Genomic DNA, 17,199 nt, shown 5'->3' on the forward strand with positions numbered 1-17,199 from the left:
ACATGAAGACATTACCGAAAGATTTTCTATGGGGTGGCGCCCTCGCCGCCCATCAATTTGAAGGCGGCTGGGACGCCGACGGCAAAGGCCCGAGCGTCGTCGACGTCTTGACAGCAGGCGCCCATGGCGTCGCACGCCGGATCACGGACAAGGTCGAGCCGGACGAGTTTTATCCGAACCATGAGGCAATCGACTTCTACCACCGCTATAAAGAAGACGTCGCCTTGTTCGCCGAGATGGGTTTGAAGTGTCTCCGGACGTCGATCGGCTGGAGCCGCATCTTCCCGAACGGTGACGACGCCGAACCGAACGAGGCCGGGCTCAAGTTCTACGACGACTTATTCGATGAGCTGTTGAAGCACGGCATCGAGCCGATCATCACGTTGTCACACTTCGAGATGCCGCTCCACCTCGCCCGTGAGTACGGCGGGTTCCGCAACCGGAAAGTCGTCGACCATTTCGTACGCTTCGCCGAGGCCTGTTTCGACCGTTACAAAGACAAGGTCAAATATTGGATGACGTTCAACGAGATCAATAACAAGATGGACGTCAACAACCCGCTCTTCCTCTGGACGAACTCAGGCGTCATCGTCGAGGAAGGCGAGAACGCCCGTGAGGTCATGTATCAGACGGGGCACCATGAGTTGATCGCGAGTGCGCTCGCCGTCGCCAAAGGGAAAGCGATCAACCCGGACTTCGAGATCGGAGCGATGGTATCGCACGTGCCGATCTATCCGTATTCGTCGAACCCGGACGACGTCATGCTCGCCGAGGAGATGATGCGCCAGCGCTACTTCTTCCCGGACGTGCAAGTACGCGGGTTCTATCCGCGCTACGCTTTGAACGAGTTCGAGCGTGAAGGCTACAACATCCCGTTCCTGGACGGGGACGACGACATCTTGAAGAACGGGACTGTCGACTACCTCGGTTTCAGCTACTACATGTCGACGACCGTGAAGAGCGACGTCGTCGCCGACAACAGCGGCGACATCGTCAACGGCGGTCTGCCGAACGGTGTCGAGAACCCATATATCAAGTCGAGCGACTGGGGTTGGGCGATCGATCCGGTCGGTCTTCGCTACGTGCTGAACCGGTTGTACGACCGCTATCAGATCCCGCTCTTTATCGTCGAGAACGGTTTTGGCGCCGTCGATGAGATCATCGACGGAAAGATTCACGACGCGGCCCGCATCGATTACTTGAAGGCCCACATCGAGCAGCTGAAACAAGCGGTCGTTTATGACGGAGTCGACTTGATCGGCTACACGCCGTGGGGCATCATCGACATCGTCTCGTTCACGACGGGCGAGATGAAGAAGCGGTATGGCATGATTTACGTCGACCGTGACAATGAAGGCAATGGCTCGATGGAGCGGATGAAGAAAGACTCGTTCGATTGGTATAAGCACGTCATCGAGACGAACGGGGAAGCGTTGGAATACGAAGCGACAAAATAATTTTCCATGAATAAACCCACCTCTTTCAAAAAAAAGAGGTGGGTTTATTCCTTCTACAGATGTTGCGGCAATAGGAATTTGCAAAAGTCACTGATTATAGCCGAAGAATAACGTAAATGTGATGAGCATGACGGATGAAATCATGAGAACCACAGCGAGTGAGCTGGCGAACAGCAAAAAAAGTTTTGAGAAGTTGATCCGTTTCTTCCAAACCCCTATTAGGAATGCAAGATTCAGTACCAAGAAAAATGTGAGCACGAGCAGAGGTACCGCGCGCTCTTGCATTAAAATAAACAAATCCATAATAAAACACGTTCCTTTCTGTCTTTATCATATTTGCAAAAGAGGTATATTGCTCGTAATCAACCGTATAATGATGAAAACTGCTAGACGTATCGTCTGCTAATTTGGAGGAAATAAGAATGAAGAAACTGCTTCGTGCAACTGTGGCCTGTCTCGCTTTGTTTACGCTGAGCCTCGCTCCTGCGAATCCGGCTGATGCCGCTGCCAAAAAGTTTAAAAACTGTACCGAGCTCAACAAAACCTACAAGGGTGGTGTCGCGAAAAACAAGACCATCAAAAACAAAGGCGGCAAGACGCAGTATAAGCCGCTCGTCAACGCGGCACTCTACCAAGCAAACATTGGGAAAGACCGTGATAGAGACGGAATCGCCTGTGAACGTTAAGAGATTTGGGGACTACTCCCCGAATCTCTTTTTTCATTGAGGATATCGATGCACAATGTTTCCCGCTTGATCCAGTAAAAACTGACGCACCCGCTCGAGCGGGAACTCCGGACTCCAATGAACGAAGTGACCTCCCGGAACGGACTGATAGGTGACTGGAGGTCGATCTTGCTGAAGACTCGCAACGGCAGACTTCGTCAATTCAGCTTCTTTCGTGTCCACTCCGATAAAGTCAGCGTAGACGAGAAGCGTCGGTACGCGGAGCATCCTCATGAGTCGGCTCATGTCCAAGTTATAGTAGCCGAACAGTAAGTTCATTCCACCGGGACCTAGTTTGGCAGGAGCATCCAAGGCCCGGCGTACTTCGTCCCGCTCAGGCAAACCCGTCTGCGTGCAGAACGCTTTGAACTGTTCCTCTGAAATCGGTTCTGCCGCTTTGTCCGTTATGAATTTCGCCTCGATTTTCCGGACGGCTGCCGGCCCAAGTATGCGGTAGATCACGTTCAAGAGCGGTACGACGAGTCCAAACGCGCCATATTCTTGCAGTGGGACACGCGGGAACGGCTTATGTCCGGCGTCGAGCAAGATGAGCCGTTCCAGCTTTTCAGGATAATGGGCGGCAAACGCGAGGGCGACCGCGCCCCCGAGCGAGTGACCGCTCACATGGACAAGGCCGAGTCCTGCTTCCACGATATAGCCGTTCACCCAATCCGCTAATTCCAAAGAAGTGACTCTCCCTTTGAGTCCTTCGCTGCGACCGAACCCTGGCAGATCGAGCAGATGGACCTCGAAGTCGTCGGCAAGCGCCTCGGCGAGCGTCAGTCCCTCGTTTCCTGAGAATCCCCCAGCCGGTAGGAACAACAGCGGAGACCCGCTACCGATCACTTCAGTATCATATCGTCCCAAGTCATCAATCCTTCCTCAAATCCCAATATATGTATTCCTTTCATTGTAAAGGAGATATCGTACGAAAAGAAGAACATTCTTCCATAACAGCATGCAGGTCACTTAAAATTCGGGTATAGACTACTGACACGTGTTCAGTCCGCACTTGTCGTTTTGCTGTGTCGTCTTCTACTTAACCAAGGAGGAATGCTGTGTGAAACTATCAGGCAAGACAGCGCTCGTGACCGGTGCCGGTTCTGGAATGGGGCGGGCCATCGCCAAGCTATACGCCGCGGAAGGTGCTCGCATCGTCGCCGTCGATATGAACGGGGATACGGTCGAGGCGGTCGCAAGTGAGATCAAGTCGTCCGGCGGGGAAGCGGTCGGTATCGCCGCGAACGTGACGAAGCAAGCGGACATCGACAACATGGTCGCGACGGCGACGGGGCAGTTCGGCTCACTCGATATTTTAGTGAACAACGCCGGCATCATGGACAACTTCATGACGGTCGGTGAAGTGACCGACGACGTGTGGGACCGTGTCATCGCGGTCAACTTGACCGGTCCGATGAAGATCGCCCGGGCCGCCATCAACGTGATGGAGACGCAAGATTCGGGCGGGGTCATCATCAACATCGCCTCGGTCGGCGGCTTGTTCGGGACACGAGGCGGGGCCGCGTACGTCGCATCAAAACATGCGCTCATCGGTCTCACGAAAAACATCGCCGCGACGTATGGCACGTTCGGCAAGATTCGGGCCAACGCCATCGCACCAGGCGGGGTCAATACGAACATCGGGGCGACGATCACGGCGCCGAGCGAGCTCGGGATGCGTGCCATTCAAGCGGCAGGAGAAGCACCGATTGGCGAACCGGACCAAATCGCAAGCGCCGCGCTGTTCCTCGCTTCAAGTGACTCAAGCTTCGTCAACGGGGACGTCTTGAAAGCAGACGGTGGTTGGACCGCCCGCTAAAAGACAAGCGACTTGTGAGGAGGTACACGATGAGAGCAGTGATTTGTACCGCATATGGCCCGCCGGAAGTGTTACAGCTTCAGGAAATTAAAAAGCCTGTGCCGAAAGCAACCGAACTGCTGATTAGAGTACACGCATCAGCCGTTCAATCCGGGGACCGCCGGCTTCGTGCGTTAGATATACCGGCAGCAGGTAAGTTGCCGATGCGTGTCGTCGTCGGCTTTAAAGCGCCGAGACAGCCTGTCTTAGGTGTCGTCCTAGCAGGTGAAGTGGTCGAGACGGGCCGACGTGTGCAACACTTCAAGGTGGGAGATCGTGTCTATGCGCTGACCGGGATGCGATTTGGCGGCTATGCCGAATATGCATGCATCAACGAGACGAAGTGTGTCGCGCTCATGCCTCACCACGCAAGCTTTGCAGAAGCAGCCAGTCTTCCGTTTGGTGGAACGACAGCCCTTCATTTTTTGCGTAAAGTGAACATCGAACAGGCGAAGTCCGTATTGATTTACGGAGCTTCCGGGGCAGTCGGCTCCATCGCGGTACAGATTGCCAAACATTTCGGTGCTCACGTGACAGCTGTCTGTCGGGAACGAAACTTCGAATTGGTCAAAAACCTTGGCGCAGACGTCGTCATCGATTATACAAAAGAGGGCTATGACAGCGAACTGACAACGTACGACGCTGTGTTTGACGCGGCAGGAAAAATCGATAAACGGATGGCTCGTAAACATGTCGGGGAAACAGGTCGATTCAGTTCGGTTGCCGGACAGGGAGTAGCGAGTGAACGAAAAGAGGACCTGAGCCTGTTGAATCAGATGTTTGAAGCCGGAGACCTGAAGGCCGTCATCGATTCGATCTATCCGATGGAGGAAATCGTCGCAGCGCACCGCTATGTGGACGCCGGCCAGAAAGTTGGAAATGTCATCGTATCGGTCGTGCATGAGGAATGACATCGTCTCTCGTCCATCGAGAACGCAAAAAGAAGGAGTCTAGCCATCGAAACTCGGCGGCCAGACTCCTCTTTTCATTTCCTCTTCACTTGGTCTTCTTGCTCTTGCGGTAGACGAGCGGGGTGACCTTATGTACTTTCTTGAACGTCTGGACGAAGTGACTGACGCTCGTGTAGCCGAAGTGACTCGCTAGTGCGGCGACCGACTCCGTCGTCTCCTGTAACTGATGCGCCGCCGCTTCCATGCGGACGTCACACACATAGGCGAGCGGGCTCGTGGCGGTCCACTTCGTGAAATAGCGGCAACATTCCGCCCGGCTCAAGCCACCGGCCTCGGCAATCTGTTCGAGCGTCACACGCTCCGTCACATGTTCATGGATATAGGCGAGCATCGCCTTCATCCGGTCTTGACCGACCAATCGCGGTTGCTCGTTTGTCTGTTGAATCCAGTAACGCCAGACGACCGCCATCTGGAGCGTGGCATCTAAGAGGGCGAACGATGAGTCGCCGTGTAAACTTCGGGATACCTTGTCGATCGTATCTAACACGGCCTTCTCCGCGCGCTCGGTCGGCGTGAGGAGTTTTAGGGGCAACGTCGCCCCCGTCATGAACGGCGTGACGAACCTTTCGGCAAGCAACGGTGCGAACAAGTCGTATGGATCGACACGGACGTCGACGAACCGAGTCGCTTCTTCGGACGAAACGACTTGATACAGTTGCCCCGGCGCCAACAGCAGGCCCGACCCAGTGCGGAGACTATGACGGTCCCCGTTGACCATCAAGTCGACGCGACCTGCCCTCACTATAAAGGCGTGGAAGTGATCGGTCACGTGGATCATAGCTGTCATGACCGCGCCTGTTGTCGATTCCACGCTCTGAAGTGAACTTTGTTCCAACATCTTCATCCCACCTCAATATTTGAACATTTGTTTCGGGATTACACCGGGCTGACAGTCTTGAACCAGATGAATTCATGATTAATCCGACATTTATATCTCTATTGTCACGAGACGTCTTATCACGTTCCTTCTATATAATGCAGCAGAAAAGATAGCCAGCTCCACTCAGAAGATGAAAAGTGACGTGATCCCGGCGTGAACGAGAATCGCGACCGGGACCCCGATCCGAAACTTCGGCTTCAACGTCTTGTGACGGAAGAGGCGCATCGCGACATAAGCCCCAAACGCTCCCCCGATCCAGACGAGAATGAGCAACGTTTGTTCCGAAATACGCCAAGCCCCGGATTTTGCACGTCGTTTATCGAGGAAAAATGACATAAACGCTAGTAAATTAGTCACAATGTAATACAGCAGTAATAGTTCCAAAGACTAAAACCTCCTTTCTCACCTTATCAGTATAGCTGAAAACGGCTCAACAAAGCCATTTTTATCTAGATTGTAAGAATTCAGACTCCTCTCATCTCCCTGAAAGCTTCTGTAACTGAACTGATATCACTCTCATATCAGCCTGTAACGGCAGTGAAATATAGAGGTGTTACAGTAAGGGAGCGTTAGAAAAGGGAGGAATATTCTTATGAAAAAACCACTATTGACACTAACGGCACTCGCTGGCCTTAGTTTAGGAGTCGCTGCTCCAGCTTCGGCAGCATCAACACACACGGTTCAGTCTGGAGATACTTTGTACCGTATCGCCGTGAACAACGGTGTATCTGTGAACGACATCAAACAAGCAAATAGCTTAAACTCGAATATGATTTATCCTAACCAAGTGTTGAAGCTCGCGAAGTCGGAAGCAAAAGCGACAGCTTCTTCAAACACTTACACAGTTAAATCAGGCGACACGTTGTATCGGATCGCGACAAACAACGGTGTCTCTGTCAATCAATTGATGACATGGAACGGTCTTAAATCAGATCTCATTTTCCCTGGTCAACAATTCGCTGTGAAAGGTGCCAAAGCAGCATCGGTTGCGAACAGTGCACCAGCAGCTAAACCAAAAGCATCAACGTCTGCACCGGTGACAAAACAGTCTACGTCTACAACGCAAACTCAAGCTCCGGCTTCGGGTAAGACGATGACAGTTGAAGCAACGGCGTACACGCCATATTGTGCAGGTTGCTCTGGTATCACGGCAACAGGTATCGACGTTCGTTCGAACCCGAACCAAAAAGTCATCGCGGTTGACCCTTCAGTCATCCCGCTCGGCTCTAAAGTATGGGTTGAAGGCTACGGCGAAGCAATCGCTGGAGACACTGGCGGCGCAATCAAAGGGAACAAAATTGACCTCTTGATGCCGACACAACAGCAAGCGCTCAACTTCGGTCGTAAATCAATCACAATCAAAGTCTTAAACTAATCGATCGACCCCAAAAACACCGCAGGCGCGGTGTTTTTTTGCGTTCTATTCGCTCAAACCTGCAAGCTCGTATACCTTTCTCCTTCGAAATCAGGCAAACTAGATATATCAGGTCTTGTCTGGTCAGAAAAACCGGGTATGTACCAAATCGTAAAAGGGGGGAGAACCTGATGCTCACGACAGAAATCATCATCAGCGTGTTCGGCATCCTGCTCGTCATCTTGAACATGACGTTCGCCATCACGATCATCTTCTTTGAACGGCGCGACATCGGCTCGACATGGGCCTGGCTGCTCGTCCTCTTCTTTTTGCCGCTCATCGGCTTCTTCATTTATATCTTCTTCGGTCGTTTGATCAAGTCGAACAACTTCTATCAAGTCGATGAAGAGCGGCGTAGTGAGTATGCGTTGCACGTTCAACAACAGCTCGATGAGTTGGATGGGAACCAGCTGATCTTCAAGCAAGACCCGCTGTTAGCAAAATACCGGCGTCTCGCCCGGTTGAACCTGTCGTCGACGAACGCGCTCGTCACGTATCATAACGACATCCAAGTCATCCATGACGGGAAACAGAAGTTCGCGGCCTTGTTCGACGATATCGAGGCGGCCAAACAAGAAATCAATATCCAATACTACATCATCCAGAACGATTCGCTCGGCCAGGCGTTGATTGCGGCGCTGACCAAACGGGCCCAAGGCGGTGTCCGGGTCCGGTTGCTCTATGACGCCGTCGGCTCGAGAGGGCTGAGACGTAAACATTTCAAAGAGCTGCTTGAAAGCGGAGGCGAGGTCAAGTCGTTCTTCCCGTCGAGCCTCGGCATCAACTTCCGCGTCAACAATCGCAATCACCGCAAGCTGTGTGTCATCGACGGGGACATCGGCTATATCGGCGGCTTCAACGTCGGCGACGAGTACATGGGGACGAACCAACATTTCGGCTATTGGCGTGACGTCCATCTGCGGATGAACGGGGAGGCGGTCCAAGAGTTGCTTGAACGGTTCTTGCTCGATTGGAACCGTTCCGTCCCGACGAAACGAAAAGCGTTGAAAGAAGAGTTCATTTGGCCAAGCAAGACACTCGAGGCGTTCAAGTCACCCGTCCAGATCGTCACCTCCGGTCCGAACTCGACGACGGAGCATTTAAAGAACATGCTCGTCAAGATGATCGGGGAAGCGAAAGAGACGATCTACATTCAGACGCCATACTTCATCCCGGACGCGAGTTTCCTTGACGCCTGCCGGATCGCCCTCATGTCAGGGACGAAGATTCAACTGATGATCCCGAACAAACCGGACCACATGTTTGTCTACTGGGCGACATACGCCAATGCGGCCGAGCTCGTCCGGTACGGGGCCGAGGTGTATACGTACGAGGGCGGTTTCTTGCATGCGAAGACGCTCGTCATCGACGGCGAGGTCGCTTCGATCGGGACGACGAACATCGACGCCCGCAGCTTCCACCTCAACTTCGAGATCTCGGCCCTCGTCTATGATGAGGCTGTCGCCCGGTCCGTCATCGACGCGTTCGACCGCGACAAATCGTGCGCTGAGCTGTTGACGCTCGAACGTTATGAGACACGGACGAAATGGATTCGCTTCAAAGAGAGCGTGTCGCGTCTGTTGAGTCCAATCCTATAAAAAAACCAGTCAAGACGCCCGGGTTCAATCCCGAACATCTTGGCTGGTTTTATTTTTTCAACACGTGTTTGACGTGTCGTTCAAACGCCTCGACGACCGTGGTCGGCGCTTCTTTCTCACCGTACTCGGCCGCCTCGAGCCAACTTGCGAACAAGCTTCCATCGGTAAAGTCGATCCGTTCTAACCACTCGTGCGCGGTCTCCTCGCGATGGCGAGGGTGCACCTGTTCGAGCCGGCGTCCGGCCTCGAGCAGGCGGACATCACGTGGCGTCCGCGTCAAGCGACGTTCCGTCCGTGCCGTCTGATGGGCCTTTTTCGGGACCGACAACACTTCGTGGATGTCTTTTCGCTTTTGTAAATAGAAGAACAACAGGACACCGCCGACGAGCAGGACGATGAAGAAGATGACTAGCGCGGAAGACTGATTCTTCGCCGATTCGAGCAACGTCTCGTTCGCGATCGTCTCGGCATCAATGTTCGGGTTGTCCGGTATCATGAATCGATTGACCCGGTCGGACGGGTCGAGCGTGATCCCATCGAACCAGCCGCCGATCCAAAGCAAGAACGGTCGGATCCAGGTGATGAGGTCGCCGAACAACAGCTCTTTGACCGTCCGGATGACAAAAGCCAGTCCGAGACCGACCGCTAGGCCGACGACGAGCGTCGACAACATCCGTTTATAGTCGCGACGGTAATACAGGCTCCGTTGCCAAAACAAAAACAGGAACGGGAACACGATCATGAGGAGCCGTTGCTCGGCTGGTGGGAACAGCCAATCCGTGATCAAGAACAACACGCTCGCGATCGCGTAACGGTCGGTCCAATCGAGCGTGCGGATGAAGGCGTGCACATACGTGAACAACAGCAACGTGATGCTCATCTCATACGAGAACCAGAGCGCACCGATACTGAGCAAAGTCTGGACGCCGAGCTGCCAGTTCCGCGGCAGACGGAGCGTCAACAGGAAGACGAGCGGATAGACGTGACCGACATAAAATGCCGCGAACAACCACCAGAGCCAGTTCATTTGCCGTCACCTCCGAGCCGAAGAATCGATTGGCTGCCGCCGTATTTGGCGACTTTCCGTTCGAACAATGACCGGGCCATCGGGAAGTCTCGTTCCGACAGACAAGCGAGCGTCGTCATGACCTTGCGGAAATGGGTCTCGCCGCTCCCGGGTGCGAGGTCGTACGTGATCCCGTCTTTCGTCAGCGTCGGGACGATCAGCCCATAGCTCGCGTTCTCTTTCTCGAAGTCACGGCACAGCGCCGCCGCTTGCGAGATCACGCGTTCCATCTGATGGGTGAGGGAGCGCCCGTCTTTCGTCAACAGGTCCAAGACGACGACGTACTCGTTCGCCTGGACGGGCTGTTCGGTCCGGGCCAGCAGTTCGCCCGTCTTCGCGTAAGCCGACCAGTACAGTTGACGCATCGGTTGACCGTGATACGGGGCGACCGACTGGAACGTCTCCGGGTCACGATAGGCGCTATGACGGACCATCTCCTCGCCCGGTAGCGTCGGCGGGCGTTTCGGGATCGGATAAGGCAGGAACTCTGGGAAGACGTACCCTATCCTTGCGAGCGGTTCCTCTTTATAGAGCGAGAACATGCGGAGCGGGTCACGGATCTCCATGCCGATCGCCTCGACACGGATCGGACCTCGCTTGATGGCTTTGAGCGGTAGGTCGTAAGAGACGACCGCCTCGCCGCCGACATAATTCTCTTGGCGCCAGAAGGCGTGGTTTTCCACTTCGACGGTCGGGTGGAGATAACCCGACAAGCGGACGACACCGAGCGGGACTTTCGCAGTCGAGATGAGGCGGATGACGTACGACTCTTCGTCACCCGGAAACAGTTTCAGTTCGTCCGTCACTTCGACACGGACGTGTTCGGCCAGGCGGAACAACAGCTCGGGCATGACGAGCGCGTAGATGCTGACGCCGAGCAAGGCGCTCGCGAGGAACACGTTCCCGTAAAGCGCCGTGAAGACCCCGACGACGAACAAGAGCCACATGTAGCCGGATTCTAGATAGCGCGGGCTGACGAGTTGCATGTCACACCTCGGATGGGACCGCGATGGTCTCTAACACAGATTTGATCAGTTTCGACGGTTTCGTCTTGAGCGATGCCTCGACCGTCAAGACGATGCGGTGCCCGAGAATCGGCAAGGCGAGCGCCCGGATGTCTTCCGGTGCGACGTAGTCCCGTCCGTCCATGTAGGCGTGGGCCCGGGCCGCCATCGTGTAGGCGAGCGTCGCCCGCGGGCTCGGCCCGACCTCGATGTCCCGGTGGTGCCGGAGCGCCTCGACGAAGTCGAGCAGATAGTCTTCCATTGCCTCGTGCAGCGTCACGTCACGGACGGCTTGCTGCATCACGGCGAGCTCTTCATGTTTCAACGTGAACGGAGCGGCGCTCAAATGCTCGTTCCGGAGCAGTCGGCGCTCTGACTCCCGTGACAGCGGGGCGAGCGAGAGCTTGAATAAGAACCGGTCAAGCTGTGCCTGCGGAAGCGGGAACGTCCCTTGTCCGTCGAACGGGTTCTGCGTCGCGATGACGAAGAACGGGTCCGGCAAACGGAGCGACACCTCACCGAGCGTCACTTGACGCTCTTGCATCGCTTCGAGCAGCGCCGACTGCGTCCGTGGCGTCGTCCGGTTGATCTCATCGACAAGTAAGATCGACGTGAAGATCGGTCCGGTCCGTCGCTCGAACGCACCCGTCGTCGGATTGAATAATTCCATCCCTAAAATATCACTCGGTAGCGTATCCGGCGTACATTGCACGCGCTGGAACGCGGCCGATACGGAGGAGGCGAGACTCCGTGCGAGCGTCGTCTTCCCGGTCCCCGGCCGGTCCTCGAGTAAGACATGTCCCCCTGAAAGCAAGGCAATCGTCGATAGCTTGATCGCTTTCGACTGCCCAATCACTAAACTATTTAAATGAGTCGTCCATTGTTGCACCATAATCAAATTTCCCCCGTCTGTTTTCTGATAATTAAGAAAATCATAGCACATTCGACGCTTACACAAAAAGGAAAACAAAAAACGATGACCGCTAAGTCATCGTTTCGGTGTATCCAAATAGCGTTCGAAATGCCGCTCGAGCCAGTCTTGGAAGAACGACATGAACGTACAGATTCCCCAGTAGATCAGAGCGACGACCAAATAGACGGTCATATAGTCGAACTCACGTCCGCCGACGATCTTCGCCTTGTTGAAGATCTCAGGGACGGTGATCATCGCGGCGAGCGAGCTCGCCTTGATCAGATCAAGGAACACGTTCGAGAGCGGGGGCAGGGCGATCCTCGTCGCTTGAGGCAACGTGACCCCTTTCAACGTCAGCCACTTGTTCATGCCGAGCGACCGGGCCGCTTCAATCTGTCCCTGATCGACGGCACGGATCGAGGCGCGGATGATCTCCGCGATATAGGCGGCCGAGTTCAAGCTGAAGCCGATGATCGCTGCCGTCAACGCCGCGAACTCGATCCCGATGAACGGGAACCCCGAGTAGAGAATGAACAAGATAATCAAGATCGGGACGCCGCGCATGAACGAGACGTAAAACGTCGACGGATAACGCACTAACCTTGACGGAGACAGCTTCCCGAGCGCGAGCACGAGCCCTAACACTAAACCGAAGAACATGCTGAGGAAGGAGATCCAGAGCGTGTTCGGTAGCCCACCTAGCAAGTATGGGAACGAGCGGATGGCGAGGTCGGCGTCAAAGATCGCTTCCCACTTCACACCTTCGAACATATCGCCTTAGTCCAATTCGACGATTGTCGCGTCGACGTCCGGTTCGACGGATACGTCAGCACCGTTATAGAACTGTTCGGAAAGCTCCTTCACCGTGCCATCCTCAAGCATCTCTTCGAGGACGCGGTCGATGTTCTCTTGCAAGTCGACGTTGTCTTGATTCATCAAGAGTGCGACGTCTTGCGGGTTATAGGCGATATCCGGGTGGATCGCGATATCGAATTCCGGGAAGAAGGCGAGGGCGAGCGTCTGGAGGTAGTAGTCGTTCAAGATGACGTCGGTCCGACCTGTCGACACGTCGCGAAGATACTGATCGTTCGTCGCGTTGTCGTAGATGACTTCTTCAGCCCCATACTGGCGCGCCACGTCCATGAAGACGGTCGTCGCTTCACCAGCTGCCTTTTTACCTTTCAAGTCTTCGAGCGACTTGATGCCTGAAAGATCGCTCTTCCGGACGATCGCCGTCCCGTACGTGTGCTTATACGGTACGGAGAAGGCAAACTTCTCTTTCCGGTCTTCCGTCACCGAGATGTCGTTCGCCACGACATCGACTTGTCCGTTCTGGACGCTCGTCAACATGTTATCGAACGCCATTTCTTTGAACTGGACCTCGAGGTCGAGACGTTTTCCGATCTCTTTCATGACCTCGACGTCAAACCCTGTCAAGTCGTCACTTTCTTCTTCGCGGAACGAGGCAGGGTAGAGTGTCCCGGCCGTACCGACCGTGAGCGTACCTTCTTCTTTGATCTCATCCCAACGTGTCGTATCGGCCTGATCGGTGCTAGAATCACCACACGCCGCGAGCGGGACAGCGAGCAAGATAACTGCTGCTAAACCTTTTGTCATACGTTTCATTCATGTTCCTCCTTAAAGTATCATCTGTCTAAAAATAGCATGATGAACGCCTAGAGGCAACTACGAAGAACATAGAAACAGCAGGTAAGATATTTTTGAAACGTTTATTCTAAAAGCGCTATCATGTCATTGAATCAGGGTTTCATACAGGTAATACAGATAAGAATAATTTATGAAACAGCATGCGATTCACCAACCTTCAACCTCTAGAGAATCGACAGGTGCGCAAGTGGGAGATAGAGGCAAGATGAGTCCACAGCTTTTTAAATCAGGTGAGAGGACTGTGCTAGGTCCCGAGAGGAAGGCCTATGCTACCCTGTCCAAGAACAGGCGAGGACAGTTAGGTTCTTTGCCATCGTTTAAGGGTATTTCCTCTGTAGATAGAGGGAGGGAAAACTAAAAACGATGGAAGGAGTGACATAATGAAGAATAGTAGCTTGATTGTGTATTACTCATGGATCGGCAGTACAGAAGTAGTCGCGAAAGAAATTCAAAGGCTTACAGAGTTTGACATTCAAAGAATCGAAGATAAAAAGAAGCGAAAACTCGGTAACATCGCCGGTGCAGCAATGGGAGCGTTTTTTGGTCTGAGAGGCGTTATCATGCCAATGGACTTTGCATTAAAAGAATATGAGCATCTATTCCTAGGAACCCCAGTCTGGGCAGGAAAGACGCCCCCGGCCATCAATAAATACTTAAAAGAGACTTCCTTTAAGAACAAGAAAGTTTGGCTGTGCATAACTAAAGGTGATGAAAAAGTTCCCCAACAGGTTATCGACTCAATTACAAAAAGGATTGAGAAGAAAGGCGGAAAAGTGATGGGCAGTATTTCGATAACGACAAAATGGGATCCCAAGACGAACATTCCTATTGCACTTGAGGATGTCCAGAAACCGATCTATGACTGGCTGAAAAGAGGAGGCATTTTATAAAATCTGAACGGAATCAAGCTGTGCCAACGTCTGAGCGAGGAAAAACAAAACGAATCGGTGGCTAAGGGAAGCACGACCTGCCGACATAACTGATCACGTGAACGTGGGAAGCAGGTGAGTCCTGAAAACTACCGAGGAATCGGTTCAAATTTTATTAGTTTACATAACATATATTATCAGTAAAAATAAAACTCCGTCTCAATCCTTTAGTATACTTAAAGTAGTGAGACAGAATCTGAAATTATGAGATCGGGATCAAATTCGCGTAAACCGGATCAATGTGACACCTGGTTCCGGTTCGAACTCGGCACTCGGCTCGAAGCCAAGCTTCGAATACAATCGTTTGGCCGGACCGTTATGTTTGCCGGTATGCACGTAGACAAGTTTGTCCTCGTGTAGACTGAGCACGTGTTCTAACAACGTCGTCGCGAGCCGCGCCCTGAAGTATGTCGGATCGATGCACAGCTTCGTGATCTCGACCGTGTTCTCGGCCGCCTCGATCGTCACAAACCCGATCATCCGCTCCTCGTTGTATAAGCCGTAGCTCAGACCCGGCAAGTTTTGAATGACTTCGACCGTCTCATATCGGGCCGGGATCTCGTCAAATCCGATCAGTTCGGCCTCGACCGCATAGGCGTTCCGTTGAATCTCGAGCATTTGCTCGGCTTGCCGGTAATCCGTCGTCCGAATCTCCCGTAACTCCATCTGTCATACCCCCAAAGATTATCGTGAAAAGCGACGGGCTTGCTTACGCTTAGCTCGTTTCAGTGCCAAATAGAGCCGATGTGTGCCTTCAAGCGCTTTGCCGTGGCCGACGAACGTATGACGCGGCGCCAAGTCAAGCAACCGCTCGGCATGGTCGACCGCGGCCCGCTTGTCCCATGTCGCCAGACCCGGGAGCGGGAACAACGGACGCGTGTCCCCTGCCACTGCGACTCCCCCATGTGATTGGAACGCGTCACCGGCGAACAACAGGCGATGCTGTTCATCGAAATAAGCGATCGAGCCCGGGGTGTGGCCGGCGGCGGCATAGACGCGAAGACCGAACAGCCGCTCACCCGGGTCGAGCAGCTTGTCCGGTAGCGACCGGATCGGCGGCAACGAGCCTCTTATGTTGAGTGGCCGCTCACCTGAGTCCGTCGTTCGGTCCCCTGCTAACAAGCGGGCGTCACGGCGTGAGACGTAAAGCTCGGCGTGTGGATGCGCCTTCAGGATCGTATCGACCCCACCGACGTGGTCCCCGTGGGCGTGGGTGAGCAGAATCGCGAGGAGGGGGCGATCTTGTGCCTCGATATACGTTAAAATGTCAGCGGCGTTCTGCTTCAACCCGGTATCGATCAAGACGAGGCCGAGCTCTTTCTCGATCAATTGGACGTTGATCGGCAAGACGGGTGAATAGAACGTCAGCTGGTGGACATCTTCAATCCGTGTGACTTTCATAAGACCTCCCCTTTCCTAGTCGAACAGTGTGACCCAATCGTCCTGCCACCGGGCGTCAAAGCACATATGGAGCTGTTCGAGCGTGTTGCGGGCGAGCGACAACGGCGGCAAGGCGTCACGCGAGAAGAAGCCGACCTCGCTCGTCTCATGGCTGACTTGAGCTTCCCCGCCGATCAGCTCACACTCGATGAACAGTTTATAATAATGTTGTGACAACGGCGGGTGCGGGTGACGGTGCATATCGAACAAGGCGACGAGGCGCATCGGGGCGACATCAAAGCCTGCCTCTTCCCCGATTTCCTTGATGATATTGTCTGACGGTGACAGCCCGACCTCACAGAAGCCACCTGGCAGCGTCCATAGCCCGTCCGACCGCTCACGCACGAGCAACAGCTCGTCGTCTCGGAAGACGACACCGCGTACGTCGAGCTTCGGTGTCGGATAGCCGTTGACGTGCGTCAGTTCAGTGATCTCATGCAAGGCGAGGTTCGACTGTCGGTCGAACATATCGGTCGCAATCTGCTGGAGCTCGAGATAGCGCTCACGGTCGAACTCGTCCTTCGTGAACGTCAAGCCCGCTTGCGACAGTGCTTGTAGCCGTTTGGCCCAAGTGAGCCAGTCTGACATAGAAATCCCTCCATCGTTTGTCCTGCTTATCCCATTCGCCATCGGGCTTGATTGTTCCTTTTCATAATACCCGCTCCCACAAGAAAGTATTTGTCGCGCCAGTCTGGAGTTTACGACACCCGGCTCATGGTATACTCGACGGAAGCATCCGTAGCAGTAGAAGGAGGAGACATATGACCGCCATCGAATTGTTGTCCCGGTTCAAGCAAGACCTCGACCAATACTCATCAAATCAACTCCGCTATAAGGAGAAGACGGATGTTTGGTCGATCGGGCAGATGTATGACCATATCATCGTCGTCGCCCATGAGTATCTAGACGAGATGGAAGCGTGTCTGACGAATGCTGAGCACCAACCGCTCGGGAAGACCGAGTTTGGGGAGCTGTTGTTTAGCGACGGTGGATTCCCCCCTATTAAAATCAAACTACCGGACGAAATGAACGGCCCGCCCGACAATACCGATAGCCGTGAAGCTTTGAAACGCCGTCTTGACGACCTCATCACACGGTTGGAGAAGTGTGCGCCGATGATTCACGCGGCCGACCCGAACTGTAAAGCGCTACATGGCGGCTTCGGCTGGTTGAACGCGCAAGAGTGGTACACGCTCATCGAGATGCACACGCGCCATCATCTACGGCAACAGACGGACTTGGAACGGTATCTTAGAGCGTTCCATGACTGACAAAG

At 53.9% G+C, this 17,199-nt stretch carries 19 protein-coding genes; 8 read left to right on the forward strand and 11 right to left on the reverse strand.

What is annotated here, in order from left to right; translation table 11 throughout:
• Positions 1 to 2 precede the first annotated feature (2 nt).
• A complete protein-coding gene (gene bglA / locus EVJ29_RS09850; RefSeq protein ID WP_131489741.1) occupies positions 3 to 1,457 on the forward strand; it encodes a 6-phospho-beta-glucosidase BglA in 1,455 nt (484 codons plus the stop codon).
• Positions 1,458 to 1,879: 422 nt separating this feature from the next.
• On the forward strand, positions 1,880 to 2,143 hold the full coding sequence (locus EVJ29_RS09855) for an excalibur calcium-binding domain-containing protein (protein ID WP_016508727.1): 264 nt from the start codon (positions 1,880 to 1,882) through the stop codon (positions 2,141 to 2,143).
• A 33-nt stretch (positions 2,144 to 2,176) separates the two neighbouring features.
• Here the strand turns inward: EVJ29_RS09855 and EVJ29_RS09860 are convergent, their stop codons facing one another.
• The gene (locus tag EVJ29_RS09860; RefSeq protein ID WP_161567351.1) at positions 2,177 to 3,049 is read right to left on the reverse strand and encodes an alpha/beta fold hydrolase; all 873 of its coding nucleotides are present in this window, start codon (positions 3,047 to 3,049) and stop codon (positions 2,177 to 2,179) included.
• A gap of 193 nt (positions 3,050 to 3,242) precedes the next feature.
• Between EVJ29_RS09860 and EVJ29_RS09865 the strand changes: the two genes are divergently transcribed.
• Together EVJ29_RS09865 and EVJ29_RS09870 are read left to right on the forward strand one after the other, a co-directional pair.
• A complete protein-coding gene (locus EVJ29_RS09865; protein WP_131505058.1) occupies positions 3,243 to 4,001 on the forward strand; it encodes a glucose 1-dehydrogenase in 759 nt (252 codons plus the stop codon).
• Between the two features lie 29 nt (positions 4,002 to 4,030).
• A complete protein-coding gene (locus EVJ29_RS09870; RefSeq protein WP_131505059.1) occupies positions 4,031 to 4,951 on the forward strand; it encodes an NAD(P)-dependent alcohol dehydrogenase in 921 nt (306 codons plus the stop codon).
• An 85-nt stretch (positions 4,952 to 5,036) separates the two neighbouring features.
• Here EVJ29_RS09870 and EVJ29_RS09875 read toward each other — a convergent pair whose 3' ends face one another.
• Both EVJ29_RS09875 and EVJ29_RS09880 read right to left on the reverse strand, forming a co-directional pair.
• Complete coding sequence (locus tag EVJ29_RS09875) at positions 5,037 to 5,849, reverse strand: helix-turn-helix domain-containing protein (RefSeq protein WP_161567352.1); 813 nt, start codon at positions 5,847 to 5,849, stop codon at positions 5,037 to 5,039.
• Between the two features lie 165 nt (positions 5,850 to 6,014).
• The gene (locus EVJ29_RS09880; RefSeq protein WP_071397523.1) at positions 6,015 to 6,275 is read right to left on the reverse strand and encodes a DUF1294 domain-containing protein; all 261 of its coding nucleotides are present in this window, start codon (positions 6,273 to 6,275) and stop codon (positions 6,015 to 6,017) included.
• A 208-nt stretch (positions 6,276 to 6,483) separates the two neighbouring features.
• Here EVJ29_RS09880 and EVJ29_RS09885 point away from each other — a divergent pair, with 208 nt between their 5' ends.
• Positions 6,484 to 7,266, forward strand: coding sequence for a LysM peptidoglycan-binding and 3D domain-containing protein (locus EVJ29_RS09885; RefSeq protein ID WP_035386025.1), 783 nt, complete (start codon positions 6,484 to 6,486; stop codon positions 7,264 to 7,266).
• A gap of 170 nt (positions 7,267 to 7,436) precedes the next feature.
• On the forward strand, positions 7,437 to 8,903 hold the full coding sequence (gene cls, locus EVJ29_RS09890; protein WP_131505061.1) for a cardiolipin synthase: 1,467 nt from the start codon (positions 7,437 to 7,439) through the stop codon (positions 8,901 to 8,903).
• Positions 8,904 to 8,952: 49 nt separating this feature from the next.
• On the opposite strand, the gene EVJ29_RS09895 is transcribed toward cls, so the two are convergent.
• The 5 genes from EVJ29_RS09895 to EVJ29_RS09915 form a co-directional block, all read right to left on the reverse strand.
• The gene (locus EVJ29_RS09895) at positions 8,953 to 9,930 is read right to left on the reverse strand and encodes a hypothetical protein (RefSeq protein ID WP_131505062.1); all 978 of its coding nucleotides are present in this window, start codon (positions 9,928 to 9,930) and stop codon (positions 8,953 to 8,955) included.
• A complete protein-coding gene (locus EVJ29_RS09900) occupies positions 9,927 to 10,955 on the reverse strand; it encodes a DUF58 domain-containing protein (protein ID WP_131440713.1) in 1,029 nt (342 codons plus the stop codon). Before EVJ29_RS09900 ends, EVJ29_RS09895 begins: the two co-directional genes overlap by 4 nt.
• Position 10,956: 1 nt before the next feature.
• Positions 10,957 to 11,865, reverse strand: a complete 909-nt coding sequence (locus EVJ29_RS09905; protein WP_131442828.1) for an AAA family ATPase — start codon at positions 11,863 to 11,865, stop codon at positions 10,957 to 10,959.
• 96 nt (positions 11,866 to 11,961) lie between these two features.
• The gene (locus tag EVJ29_RS09910) at positions 11,962 to 12,657 is read right to left on the reverse strand and encodes an amino acid ABC transporter permease (RefSeq protein ID WP_016508715.1); all 696 of its coding nucleotides are present in this window, start codon (positions 12,655 to 12,657) and stop codon (positions 11,962 to 11,964) included.
• A gap of 6 nt (positions 12,658 to 12,663) precedes the next feature.
• Complete coding sequence (locus EVJ29_RS09915) at positions 12,664 to 13,512, reverse strand: transporter substrate-binding domain-containing protein (protein ID WP_070327248.1); 849 nt, start codon at positions 13,510 to 13,512, stop codon at positions 12,664 to 12,666.
• 422 nt (positions 13,513 to 13,934) lie between these two features.
• On the opposite strand from EVJ29_RS09915, the gene EVJ29_RS09920 reads away from it, so the two are divergent.
• Positions 13,935 to 14,444: a flavodoxin family protein gene (locus EVJ29_RS09920; protein WP_131505063.1), complete on the forward strand. Its 510-nt coding sequence runs from the start codon at positions 13,935 to 13,937 to the stop codon at positions 14,442 to 14,444.
• Positions 14,445 to 14,699: 255 nt separating this feature from the next.
• Here EVJ29_RS09920 and EVJ29_RS09925 read toward each other — a convergent pair whose 3' ends face one another.
• The 3 genes from EVJ29_RS09925 to EVJ29_RS09935 are packed head-to-tail and all read right to left on the reverse strand — an operon-like array spanning position 14,700 to position 16,511.
• A complete protein-coding gene (locus EVJ29_RS09925) occupies positions 14,700 to 15,149 on the reverse strand; it encodes a GNAT family N-acetyltransferase (RefSeq protein WP_016508735.1) in 450 nt (149 codons plus the stop codon).
• Positions 15,150 to 15,167: 18 nt separating this feature from the next.
• Positions 15,168 to 15,884 carry an MBL fold metallo-hydrolase gene (locus EVJ29_RS09930; protein WP_070327246.1) on the reverse strand — a complete coding sequence of 239 codons (717 nt, stop codon included), beginning with the start codon at positions 15,882 to 15,884 and terminating at the stop codon, positions 15,168 to 15,170.
• Between the two features lie 15 nt (positions 15,885 to 15,899).
• The gene (locus EVJ29_RS09935) at positions 15,900 to 16,511 is read right to left on the reverse strand and encodes an NUDIX hydrolase (RefSeq protein WP_131505064.1); all 612 of its coding nucleotides are present in this window, start codon (positions 16,509 to 16,511) and stop codon (positions 15,900 to 15,902) included.
• Between the two features lie 173 nt (positions 16,512 to 16,684).
• Between EVJ29_RS09935 and EVJ29_RS09940 the strand changes: the two genes are divergently transcribed.
• Positions 16,685 to 17,194, forward strand: a complete 510-nt coding sequence (locus EVJ29_RS09940; protein WP_131505065.1) for a DinB family protein — start codon at positions 16,685 to 16,687, stop codon at positions 17,192 to 17,194.
• Positions 17,195 to 17,199 lie beyond the last annotated feature (5 nt).

This window comes from Exiguobacterium sp. SH4S7 (genome assembly GCF_004336795.1).
GTDB classification, from domain to species: Bacteria; Bacillota; Bacilli; order Exiguobacteriales; family Exiguobacteriaceae; genus Exiguobacterium; species Exiguobacterium aurantiacum_A.